Source organism: Sporichthya sp., assembly GCF_013815995.1.
GTDB lineage: Bacteria > Actinomycetota > Actinomycetes > Sporichthyales > Sporichthyaceae > Sporichthya.
Map to the genome: position 1 here is coordinate 1 of NZ_JACDFE010000158.1, position 11,097 is coordinate 11,097.

Consider the following 11,097-nt stretch of genomic DNA (forward strand, 5'->3'; position numbering starts at 1 on the left):
ATCCGGACCGCTTCGCGCCGGGGGCGCCCCGCGTGCAGCCAACCGGCGTCGCGGCCGATCCGCGCGGCCAGCCAGTCCTCGCGGCAGTTGTAGATCTCGCCGCGGGCCGGGTCGTAGCCGACCTCGGACACCGGGGTCTCGTGCAGGGCCAGCAGCGCGTCGAGCAACCGGGCACCGACCTCGGCCGGAACCACCTTCTGGCGCAGCAGCACCAGCACGTGAGCCAGGTCGGCGAGGTCCAGGGGCGCGTGCAGCAGGTCGGCGTCCGCGATCTCGATCGCGAAGCCGCCCGCGATGAGCTCGGGGGCGTACTTGCCCAAGGGGATCAGATCTCCGGAGTCAGCGTCGCCAGGAATGCCGTGGTGCGGGCGATACTTCCAGCCGCGTCGGAACCGACGGAGAACGGGACCGGCCAGAGCTCGGTGGCGCCGGCGTCGCGGAATTCCCGCAGCCGACCGAGCACGACCTCCTCGGATCCGTAGACCACCTGATCGACGATCCCGGCCGACCCCTCGCGCTCGTACTGACCCTGGTAGTTCGCGAGGGTGTCGTAGCGGGCGAAGGTCGAGAGCACCGCTTCGCGGCCGGCCGGGGCGTCGTCGCAGACCGCCACCGGGATTCCCGCGATGATTCGCGGCGCCGGTCGTCCGGCCGCAGCTGCGGCCTTGGACAGCGCGGTGGCGATGTCCGCGATGCCGCGCGCTCCGGCCATCCAGGTCACGGTGCCGTCGGAGTACGCCCCGGCGACCTCGATCATCTTCGGCCCGAGCGCCGCCACGACCACCGAGACCGGCGAGGTGCCGACGACGTTGAAGCTCGCCTCGACGTTGTAGAACCGGCCGTGGTGGCTGACCTCGCCGGTGGTGAGGAGCGGGCCCAGGACCTGCAGGTACTCGCGCATGTGGGCCGCGGGGCTGGCGTACTCCAGGCCGAGCGCGGCTTCGATCACCGGTCGGTGGGAGACCCCGATCCCCAGGGTGAAGCGGCCGCCGCACAGCGACTGGACGGTGGCCGCCGCCTGCGCGAGCGCGTGCGGGTGACGCGGGTAGGTCGGTACGACGGCGATCCCGAGGTCGACGGTCCGGGTCTGGGCGCCGGCCACCGCCATGGCGGGCAGGGTGTCCGTGCCGCGCGCGACGTGCGTGGCCCACACCGCGGGAAAGCCGGCGTCCTGCGCCGCGCGGGCGTCCGCGGCGATCTGGATCGGCGCGACCGGCGCTCCGATCACGTCGCCGCCCACGTTCATACCGATCCGCACCGCGCCTCACCAGCTTCCACTCGGGCTTCCCATCCGGTTGGGGGCCAGCATCCCTCAGATCCGCTCGCCGTCCACGAACACCGCGGCCCGGTCCGGATAGAAACTGAGCATTCCGGCGATCGCCGCCGCGCCCGGGATCGGCTCGGGGTAGGTCCAGATCAGATTCGAGCGAACCGCTGCGCCGACCTCCACCGAGTAGTAAGACGCGTCGCCCTTGAACGGGCAGTGCGAGCCGAAGTCGGTCTCGCGCAGAACGCTCGCATCGACGTCCTCCTTGGGCAGGTACCAGCGCGCCGGCAGGCCGGTCTCGCGCAGGATCCGCGCCGACCGGGTCTCGGCGACGGTGACCCCGTCGACCTCGACCCGCACGTGGGCGGGGCTGTCCTCGATCTCGATGCGATGGCCGGCAGTCATACCTGCTCACTACACCGCGAGCGGGTGAACTATTCCGGTCAGCCCGGCTTCTCGTTCTGCAGCCGCTCCCGCAATGCGGCGACGTCCAGTTTCGGGTCCGGCCAGGCCGACCCCATCGCGGCGAGGGCCTCGTGCAGCAGCGTGGCCACCGCCCAGTTGCGGTACCACTTGCGCCCGGCGGGGACGACGTACCAGGGCGCGGTGTCCGGATTGCAGAGGTCGAAGGCTGCGGTGTACGCCTCCTGGTAGGCGCTCCAGTACCGGCGCTCGTCGAGGTCGGCCGAGTCCCACTTCCAGTGCTTGGCCGGATCGTCCAGCCGAGCCTCCAGCCGCTCCTCCTGGTCGTCGGCAGAGATGTGCAGGAATACCTTCAGCACGGTCGTGCCGGCGGCGGCCAGGTCGGCCTCGAAGGCGTTGATCGCGTCGTACCGGCGTTCCCACGCTTCCTTCGGCACCATGTCGTGCACCCGCACGATCAGCACGTCCTCGTAGTGCGACCGGTCGAAGACGCCGATGAGCCCCGCGTCGGGAAGGCGCTTGCGGATCCGCCAGAGGAAGTCGTGGGCCAGCTCCTCCTCGGTGGGCCGCTTGAACGAGGAGATCCGCACCCCCTGCGGGTCCACCCGGCCGACCACTCCGCGCAGGACGCCGCCCTTGCCGGAAGTGTCCATGCCCTGCAGCACGAGCAGCAGGGACCGCGACCCCCCGGAAAAGCCCTCGGCGAACAACCGCTCCTGCAGGTTGGCGAGCGGACGCGCCACCTCGTCCAGGGCCGCTTCGCTGGCGGCCTTGTCCCCGACGAAGCCCGGGGTGGACCGGGAGTCGATGGCGGCCAGGTCGACCGCGCCGGGCCGCGCCCGCAGCAGTTCGGACAGCGTCACGAAACCAGGGTCCCGTCGGCGGCGATCGCGCTGAACCCGAGATAGGGCACCAGCGCCTTCGGCATCTCCACCGATCCGTCCGGCTGCTGGTAGTTCTCCAGGATCGCGGCCATCGTGCGCCCGATGGGAAGGCCCGAGCCGTTCAACGTCGCGACGGGATGACGCTGGTTGTCGGCATTGCGGACGCGGATCCCGGCGCGGCGCGCCTGGAACTGCCCGCAGTCCGAGCAGGACGAGATCTCGCGGTACTTGTCCTGGCTGGGCAGCCACACCTCGAGGTCGTAGGTGAGCTGAGCGGAGAAGCTGATGTCACCGGCGGCGAGCTTGACCAGGCGGTAGGCCAACCCGAGTTCGACCAGGCATGCCTCGGCGTGACTGACCATCAGCTCGAGTTCGGCGTTCGAGGTCTCGGCAGTACAGATCCGGACCAGTTCGACCTTCGAGAACTGGTGCAGCCGCAGGATCCCCTTGGTGTCCCGGCCGTAGGAGCCGGCCTCGGAGCGGTAGCACGGGGTGTGCGCGGTGTAGGCGAGCGGCAGCGCGCCCTCGTCGAGGATCTCGCCGCTGTGCAGGTTGGTCAGCGGCACCTCGGCGGTCGGAATCAGGAACAGCTCCCGGTCACCCGCCGAGGTCGCGAACAGGTCGGCCTCGAACTTGGGCAGCTGCCCGGTGCCGGTCATCGTCTCCCTGGTCACCAGGGTCGGGACGGAGAACTCGGTGTAGCCGTGCCGGCGGGTGTGCAGGTCGAGGAAGAGCGTGGCGATCGCCCGTTCGAGGGCCGCGCCGGCCCCGCGGGCGACCGCGAACCGGGGGCCGGAGAGCTTGGTCGCACGGGCGAAATCGAGGATGCCGAGCGCCTCGCCGAGCTCGACGTGGTCGCGCGGGCCGTCCAGGCTCGGCGGCGCGCCGACCCGGCGGACCTCGACCGCGTCGTCCTCGGTCAGCCCGTCCGGGACGGCCTCCGACGGCAGGTTCGGAATGTCGAGCATCGCCTCGTGCAGGGCGGACCCGAGGCGCTCGGCCTTCTCCTCGGCCTCGCGGACCTGGTCCTTCAGCGCGCGGGCCTGGTCCTTGAGCGCCTCTGCCAGTTGGGGGTCACCGCCGGCCTTGGCCGCCTTGCCCACCTCGCCGGCGAGGCGCTTGGACTCCGCCCGCAGCTCGTCGCCGGAGTGGATGGCGGCGTTGCGACCGGTCAAAAGCTCGGCCAGCGGGGCGGGGTCGAAGCGGAATCCCCGCCGGGCCAGTGCGGCGACCGCCGCGTCCCCCAGGCCGATCAGTTCGCGTGCGTCATGCATGCGCCGAACCTAGTGCGCGGAAATGCAGCCGGGCATTCAGGTGTTGCACCGCACATTCAGTCAGCGCTGACCGGTGCTCCGTTCAGTGCTCTGGGCCGCTAAGCTACTGGCGAGTCACAAACCCGTTCGGAGGCAACTGTGAGCACCGAAGCGTTCGTGTACGACGCAATCCGCACCCCGCGCGGGCGTGGCAAGAAGACCGGTTCGCTGCATGGCGTGAAGCCGATCTCGCTGGTCGTCGGCCTCGTCGATGCGCTGCGTGAGCGGTACCCGAACCTGGATGAGAGCCGGATCGACGACCTCGTCCTCGGCGTCGTCTCCCCGGTCGGCGACCAGGGCTCGGACATCGCCAAGACCGCCGCCCTGCTGGCCGGGCTGCCCGAGACCGTGGCCGGCGTGCAGCTCAACCGCTTCTGCGCCTCCGGCCTGGAGGCCGTGAATCAGGCCGCTCAGCGGGTGCGTTCCGGTTTCGAGGACCTCATCCTCGCCGGCGGTGTCGAGTCGATGTCCCGGGTTTCGATGGGTAGCGACGGCGGCGCCTGGGCGATGGACCCGGAGACCTCCTACGAGACCTACTTCACCCCGCAGGGCATCGGCGCGGACATGATCGCGACGATCGAGGGCTTCTCCCGCACCGACGTCGACCGCTACGCCCTGCTCTCTCAGGAGCGGGCGGCCAAGGCGCAGGCCAGCGGCTACTTCAACCGCTCGCTGATCCCGGTCCGGGACCGCAACGGCGTCATGCTCCTCGACCACGACGAGCACGTGCGCGCCGACTCCACCCTGGAGGGCCTGGCGCAGCTGCCGTCGAGCTTCGAGATGATCGGCGAGATGGGCGGCTTCGACGCCGTCATCCTGCAGAAGTACCACTGGGTCGAGAAGATCGACCACGTCCACCACGCCGGTAACTCCTCCGGCATCGTGGACGGTGCCGCTCTCACGCTGATCGGCAGCGAGGCGGTCGGCCGTGACCTCGGCCTGACCCCGCGGGCGCGGATCCTGGCCACCGCGGTCAGCGGCTCCGACCCGGCGATCATGCTGACCGGCCCCGCGCCGGCCACCAGGAAGGCGCTGGCCAAGGCCGGCCTGACGGTGGATCAGATCGACCTGTTCGAGATGAACGAAGCCTTCGCCGCGGTTGTCATGCGCTTCGCCAAGGACATGGGCCTCTCGCAGACCGACATCGAGAACAAGGTCAACGTCAACGGCGGCGCGATCGCGCTCGGCCACCCGCTCGGCGCGACCGGTGCGATGCTGGTCGGCACGATCATCGACGAGCTGGAGCGGCGCGACCAGCGCTACGGCGTCGCCACCCTCTGCGTCGGCGGCGGCATGGGTATTGCCACCGTCCTCGAGCGCATCTGACCCGCTGCCGGACCCCCTGAGAAGGACCCAAGTCACATGACGCTGCAGGACACGATCGGCACGTTCAAGGTCAGCAAGGACGAGGACAACATCGTCACCTTGACGATGGATGACCCGGCCGGCTCGGCCAACACCATGAGCGAGGCGTTCCAGACCTCGCTCGGCCAGTTGGCCGATGCGCTCGAGGCCGAGATCAAGGCCGACAAGGCGTCGATCTCCGGCATCGTCCTCACCTCGGCGAAGAAGACCTTCTTCGCGGGCGGGAATCTGGGCGAGATCCTGGGCGCCTCGTCCGACGGTGCGGCCGCGTGGACCGCCGAGGTCAACACGATGAAGCGGAACATGCGCCGGCTCGAACTGCTGCCGGTGCCGAAGGTCGCCGCCATCAACGGCGCCGCGCTCGGCGGCGGCTACGAGATGTGCCTGATCATGAACCGCCGCATCGCCCTCGACGCGCGCGGCAGCCAGATCGGTCTGCCCGAGGTGGGCCTGGGCCTGCTCCCGGGCGCCGGTGGCGTGGTCCGGAGCACGCGCCTGCTCGGCATCCAGGACGCACTGCTCAACGTCCTGCTGCAGGGCCAGCGGTACTCGCCGGCGCAGGCCCTCGAGAAGGGCATGGTCGACGAGGTCGTCGCCACCCCGGAGGAGATGCTGGCCAACGCGAAGACCTGGATCAAGGAGAACCCGAAGGCCGTCCAGCCCTGGGACGTCAAGGGTTTCAAGATTCCTGGCGGAGCTCCGAACAACCCCGCATTCGCCGCGAACCTGCCGGCGTTCCCGGCCAACCTGCGCAAGCAGCTCAAGGGCGCTCCGATGCCCGCGCCACGCAACATCATGGCCGCGGCCATCGAGGGTGCGCAGGTCGACCTCGACACGGCGCTCGCGATCGAGACGCAGTACTTCATCGACATCGCGACCGGTCAGGTCGCGAAGAACATGATCACCGCGTTCTTCTTCGACATGCAGTACGTGAACTCCGGCGGCGCCCGACCGAAGGGCTACGACGCGTACAAGGCCAAGAAGGTCGCCGTCCTCGGCGCCGGGATGATGGGCGCCGGCATCGCGTACGTCTGCGCGCAGGCCGGCATCGAGGTCGTGCTCAAGGACGTCACCCTGGACGCCGCCGAGAAGGGCAAGGCGTACTCGGCCAAGCTGGTCGGCAAGCAGGTCTCCCGCGGCAAGCTGAGTCAGGACGACGCCGCCGCGTTCCTGGCCCGGATCACCCCGACCGGCGACGCCGCGGACGTGGCCGGCGCGGACCTGGTCATCGAGGCCGTCTTCGAGAGCGTCGAGCTCAAGCACAAGGTCTTCGGTGAGATCGAGGGCCACCTCACCCCCGACGCCTTGCTCGGCTCCAACACCTCCAGCCTGCCGATCACCGCCCTGGCGAAGGGCGTCAGCCGGCCCGAGGACTTCATCGGCCTGCACTTCTTCTCCCCGGTGGACAAGATGCCACTGCTGGAGATCATCGCCGGCGCGCAGACCTCGGACGCCACGCTGGCCAAGGCGCTCGACCTGGCCAAGCAGATCAAGAAGACGCCGATCGTCGTCAACGACTCCCCCGGCTTCTTCACCAGCCGCGTCATCGGCACCTACATCAACGAGTGCCTGGCGATGGTCGGCGAGGGCGTGGACCCGCAGTCGATCGAGCAGGCGTGTCTCCAGGCCGGCTACCCCGTCGGAGCCCTTGCGCTCTCGGACGAGCTCACCCTGACGCTGATGCGCAAGATCCGCGAGGCGAACAAGGACAACACCGTGCTCGGCGGCCAGGGGCACCCGGCCGACGGCGTCGTCGACCGGATGATCGACGACTACCACCGTCCCTCGCGGGCGGCCGGCAAGGGCTTCTACGAGTACGAGAACGGCGAGAAGGCCGGCCTGTGGCCGGGCCTGCGCGAGCACTTCGGCACCGGGCTCGAGCCGGTGATCGGCTCGGCCGGGATCCTCGAACTGCAGGAGCGGATGCTGTTCATCGAGTCCATCGAGACGATGCGCTGCTTCGACGAGGGCGTGCTGCGCTCGGAGTCCGAGGCCAATATCGGCTCGATCATGGGCATTGGCTTCCCGCCGTGGACCGGCGGCGTCGTGCAGTACATCAAGGGCTACACGAACGCGGCCGGCGAGGTCGGCCCCGCTGCGTTCGTCGCCCGCGCCGACGAGCTGACCGTGAACTACGGCGTGCGCTTCACCCCGCCGACTTCGCTGGTCGAGGCGTCCAAGGACGGCAAGGTCCGCCTCGACGGCTGACGCACTTCACGCACTGAGAGACTGTGGCTCCGACTTCGGGCGGGGCCACAGTCATGTCTGGAAGGAACTGTCTTGAGCGAGCCCCTGGTCTTGGTCAGCACCCACGGCGGTGTCGCCACCGTGACGCTGAACTCGCCGTCCAACCGCAACGCGCTGTCGGTGGCGATGCTCACCGCCTTCAGCGACGCACTCGACGCGGTCGAGGCCGATGACTCGGCGCGCGTGGTCAAGCTGACCCACAACGGCCCGGTGTTCAGCGCGGGGATGGACCTCAAGGAAGCCGTCGTCGTCGGACTGGAGAACACCTCCGGCCTGCTGCTCAAGATCCTCAAGCAGATCGTGACGCTGCCCAAGCCCGTCGTGGTGCGCCTGGACGGGCCGGTGCGCGCCGGTGGCCTCGGCATCGTCGGGGCTTCCGACGTCGTGATCTCCAACGACAGCGTGACCTTCGCCTTCACCGAGGCCCGCATCGGCGTCGCGCCGGCGATCATCTCGCTGACCACGCTGCCCCGCATGGACCCCCGGGTCGCGCACCGCTGGTGCCTGTCCGGTGAGACGTTCTCCGCCGCTGCGGCCGCGGCCGCGGGCCTGATCTCGCAGGCCGTCCCGGCCGCCGACCTCGACGCCGCCGTCGACTCCGTCATCGCCGAATTGTTGCTCGCTTCCCCGCAGGGCCTGGCCGAGACCAAGAAGCTGCTCGGCCGCGACATGGCCGACCTGATCGATGACAAGGGCGAGGCGATCGCCAAGCTCTCCGCCGGCCTCTTCGCCTCCGAGGAAGCGCAGGAGGGCATGAACGCCTTCCTCGAGAAGCGCAAGCCCCGGTGGCAGACCTGACCCCACCCCCACCATTCGCTCATGCATGAGTGAATGGTCGATTTCGAGGTCGATCTGGCCTCGATTTCGACCATCCAGTCATGCAAGAGAGCGGACTGTCAGCAATTTGACGCCGCCGCGGTGCCGGCGAAGCGGTCACCGAGCCAGGCGATCGCGGCCGGGGCGCCCTGGCCGGCCAGCGAGATGTGCTCGCTGAAGCTGTCCTCGTAGTACGACACCGGCAGGTTGTAGCCGCAGCAGGTGCGGACCAGCGCGCGGACGTCCTCCAGGGGCATGAACTCGTCCTGGGCTGACTCGTAGACGTAGAGCGGGACGCCGGGGTTACGGGTGCCCAGGGTGTTCTCGTCGAGGATCGCGCGGATCCTCGGCAGGTTCAGCGGGTCGGCCACGGTGGTGAAGTCGGCCATGTGCTTGTTGGCGAAGGCCATCGTCCACTCGTACTGGCACATCGACTCTACCGCTTCGGCGGCGATCTGCCCGGACTCGTTCAGCAGCTCGTGCAGCCGCATCTCCGGGTACGCCCGGTCCAGCCCGACCGCAGCGGCGAGCACGAAGCCGGACAGCGGACCGCCGTCGATCTTGCGTGCGACGTTGCCGAGACTGGCCGGCACGCCGCCCGCCGCAGCACCGACGATGTTCAGCTCGGGCGCGTACTTCGGAGCGAGTTCGGCCGCCCACGCCGTGGCCAGCCCGCCCTCGGAGTAGCCCCACAGCGCGACCGGTGACTTCGCGGTCAGGCCGAGTTCGGGCAGCCGCTGCGCGGCGCGGGCGCCGTCAAGGACTGCCCGCCCGGTGGCCAGACCCGAGCCGTAGGTGTGCGGACCCGGCGTGCCTGAGCCCTCGTAGTCACTGATCACGACGGCCCAGCCGCGCGCCAGCGCGCCGGCCATCATCGGTTCCTCGAAGTCCGCCCCCTGGCGCAGCAGGTAGGAGGGCGCGCAGTCCGGGCCCAGCCCGTGCGAGCCGACGTTGTAGGCGACCAGCGGACGACCGGCCAGCGGGCGGCCGTCGTCCAGGACGCCGACGGTGCCGGAGACGGCATTGGGCCGCCCCTGCGTGTCGGTCGAGCGGTACAGCACCTGTCAGGCCCGGACCGGCATGGGGAGGCCCAGTCCGCGGATCGTGACGGGCCGGCTGCGCAGGATCGCCCCTGGCGCGACGCCCTTGAGGGAGGCGGGCCCGGTATAAAACGCGTCCGCCGCCGGATTCACCGGAAAACCCGACCCGTCGTCGGGCGCGGCCGCGTCGGCAGGCCCGGAGACGGTCAGCACCGGCAGCGCCGCGAGCGCCGCCGTCGCGACCGCGGCCCCCACCGCGGCCCGTGCCCGCCGTGCCCATCCCCGTCCAGCCTGCAGGTTTGCACTCGTCGCCATCTGAACCGGCCTCCACGCGTGTCCACTTTGGTGCCTTCCCCGAACGCTAAGCCCGCCCCATCGCCAGAGCAAGGCCTTCCGCCAATTTTTTCCGACTCTGGGTAGGTTTCGCTGACCGAGAGCCCCACCACTCGGTCATGCATGAGCCAATGGTCGATTTCCGGGTCGAATCGGCCCCGATTTCGACCAGCCAGTCATGCAAGTCGCGCCGCTCGCTCATGCATGAGCGACCGGTGGCCCGCCGCGGCGGTGGGCCGAAAACGTGAGGCTGTGGATAACCCAGGCCTCGGCCGAAGCCGGTCATGGCACCCTCACGCGGTGCCCACGCCCTCCGTCCCGCTGGGAACTGGACCGTTCCGTCGCGACCGCGCCTATGGGTTCGGCTTCACCGATGCGTCGCTGCGCACCGCGGTGAGGCGCCGGCGCATCCTGGTCCTACGGCGGGGTGTGTTTGTCACCGCGGTGGATCGAGAGGCGGCCGCCGCAGACAAGGAGACGCTCCACGCCCAGGACATCAAGGCGCTGCTGCTCGCGATGCACCGCACGAACCTCGCCGCCGCGGGAACCTCGGCCGCGCAGATCTTCGGCCTCCAGTTCCTCCACCCGCCGCCGTCATCGCTGATCGTCTGCACGGACGACCTCGACGTCTCCGGCACCCACAAGAATGACTACTTTCTCCGCTCGGCGCCGCTGCCGCCCGGCCATGTGGTGATGCGACACGGCGTTCCCGTGACCTCGACCGCGCGCACCCTGCTGGATCTGGCGGCCGCGATGCCCTTCGCCGACGCCGTGGTGGTGTCGGAGTCGGCGCTTCGAAAGCAACTCGTGAGCGTGGAGGACCTGGACGCGATCGTCGCTGCGTCTGAGCATCGGCCCGGTATCGAGGCCGCGCGACTGGCGCTGAGCTTCGCCAACCCGTGGACGCAGTCGGTCCTGGAATCGGTGTCGCTGGTGTCCATGCGCGCGGCCGGCATCCGGTTGCCCAAGGTCCAGCAGGCAGTGATCGTCGACGACGAGGGCTATCTGGTCGATTGCCTGTGGGATCACCTGCCCGTCGACGTGTTTGGCGAGGCCGACGGCACGGAGAAGTCCGTGAAGTCGGACCGGCTGTCGACCGTCCGAGCGATCCGAGCCGAGAAGGACCGGCATCAGAAGCTGCTCTCGACCGGTGCTGAGATCGTCCGCTGGGGTTGGCGGGAGGCCAACAACCCACACCTGCTCGCGAGAGTCATCAATGACGGCTTCGCGCGGGCCCTCGAGCGGGGGCGCGGGCGCCGCTCCGGTTGATGCGCCGTCGTCGTCGAGCCGGTGAGGCCGACATGGTCGGCACGTCCGTCCTCCACGCCCCAGTGGTGCCTCTTCCATGACCCAGCGGTCGATTTCGGGCCCCGCGACGCCAAAAAATCGACCACTCGCTCATGCATGAG

The 11,097-nt window shown here is 69.6% G+C and carries 10 protein-coding genes and 1 pseudogene; 4 read left to right on the forward strand and 7 right to left on the reverse strand.

Translation table 11 applies throughout. The features are described 5' to 3' along the window. The 5 genes and pseudogenes from H0X00_RS16550 to serS all read right to left on the reverse strand — a co-directional run. Positions 1-320 (reverse strand): annotated as a pseudogene (locus H0X00_RS16550) (argininosuccinate lyase); the annotation flags it as partial. A 5-nt stretch (positions 321-325) separates the two neighbouring features. After that, complete coding sequence (locus tag H0X00_RS16555; RefSeq protein WP_293772953.1) at positions 326-1,258, reverse strand: TIGR03564 family F420-dependent LLM class oxidoreductase; 933 nt, start codon at positions 1,256-1,258, stop codon at positions 326-328. A 54-nt stretch (positions 1,259-1,312) separates the two neighbouring features. Next, on the reverse strand, positions 1,313-1,672 hold the full coding sequence (locus H0X00_RS16560) for a DUF427 domain-containing protein (protein ID WP_293772954.1): 360 nt from the start codon (positions 1,670-1,672) through the stop codon (positions 1,313-1,315). A gap of 38 nt (positions 1,673-1,710) precedes the next feature. Then, positions 1,711-2,553, reverse strand: coding sequence for a PPK2 family polyphosphate kinase (locus tag H0X00_RS16565; RefSeq protein WP_293772956.1), 843 nt, complete (start codon positions 2,551-2,553; stop codon positions 1,711-1,713). Continuing rightward, positions 2,550-3,848 carry a serine--tRNA ligase gene (gene serS, locus H0X00_RS16570; RefSeq protein ID WP_293772957.1) on the reverse strand — a complete coding sequence of 433 codons (1,299 nt, stop codon included), beginning with the start codon at positions 3,846-3,848 and terminating at the stop codon, positions 2,550-2,552. The genes H0X00_RS16565 and serS overlap by 4 nt, the downstream gene beginning before the upstream one ends. A 138-nt stretch (positions 3,849-3,986) precedes the next feature. Between serS and H0X00_RS16575 the strand changes: the two genes are divergently transcribed. The 3 genes from H0X00_RS16575 (at position 3,987) to H0X00_RS16585 (ending at position 8,297) form a co-directional block, all read left to right on the forward strand. After that, positions 3,987-5,213, forward strand: a complete 1,227-nt coding sequence (locus H0X00_RS16575; RefSeq protein WP_293772959.1) for an acetyl-CoA C-acetyltransferase — start codon at positions 3,987-3,989, stop codon at positions 5,211-5,213. 36 nt (positions 5,214-5,249) lie between these two features. After that, positions 5,250-7,460, forward strand: coding sequence for a 3-hydroxyacyl-CoA dehydrogenase NAD-binding domain-containing protein (locus H0X00_RS16580; protein WP_293772960.1), 2,211 nt, complete (start codon positions 5,250-5,252; stop codon positions 7,458-7,460). 72 nt (positions 7,461-7,532) lie between these two features. Then, a complete protein-coding gene (locus H0X00_RS16585; protein ID WP_293772961.1) occupies positions 7,533-8,297 on the forward strand; it encodes an enoyl-CoA hydratase family protein in 765 nt (254 codons plus the stop codon). A gap of 98 nt (positions 8,298-8,395) precedes the next feature. On the opposite strand, the gene H0X00_RS16590 is transcribed toward H0X00_RS16585, so the two are convergent. Together H0X00_RS16590 and H0X00_RS16595 are read right to left on the reverse strand one after the other, a co-directional pair. Beyond that, positions 8,396-9,376: a lipase family protein gene (locus H0X00_RS16590; protein ID WP_293772962.1), complete on the reverse strand. Its 981-nt coding sequence runs from the start codon at positions 9,374-9,376 to the stop codon at positions 8,396-8,398. Positions 9,377-9,379: 3 nt separating this feature from the next. Further along, positions 9,380-9,670 (reverse strand): hypothetical protein, encoded by a 291-nt coding sequence (locus H0X00_RS16595; RefSeq protein WP_293772963.1) that lies wholly within the window; start codon positions 9,668-9,670, stop codon positions 9,380-9,382. A 222-nt stretch (positions 9,671-9,892) separates the two neighbouring features. Between H0X00_RS16595 and H0X00_RS16600 the strand changes: the two genes are divergently transcribed. Further along, complete coding sequence (locus tag H0X00_RS16600) at positions 9,893-10,957, forward strand: hypothetical protein (protein ID WP_293772964.1); 1,065 nt, start codon at positions 9,893-9,895, stop codon at positions 10,955-10,957. Positions 10,958-11,097: the final 140 nt, after the last annotated feature.

Bases quoted from the DNA above. Each gene is read 5' to 3' on its own strand.
- H0X00_RS16580 (WP_293772960.1), top strand. From the start codon at position 5,250: ATGACGCTGCAGGACACGATCGGCACGTTCAAGGTCAGCAAGGACGAG.
- H0X00_RS16600 (WP_293772964.1), top strand. From the start codon at position 9,893: ATGAGCGACCGGTGGCCCGCCGCGGCGGTGGGCCGAAAACGTGAGGCT.
- H0X00_RS16595 (WP_293772963.1), bottom strand. From the start codon at position 9,670: ATGGCGACGAGTGCAAACCTGCAGGCTGGACGGGGATGGGCACGGCGG.
- H0X00_RS16560 (WP_293772954.1), bottom strand. From the start codon at position 1,672: ATGACTGCCGGCCATCGCATCGAGATCGAGGACAGCCCCGCCCACGTG.
- serS (WP_293772957.1), bottom strand. From the start codon at position 3,848: ATGCATGACGCACGCGAACTGATCGGCCTGGGGGACGCGGCGGTCGCC.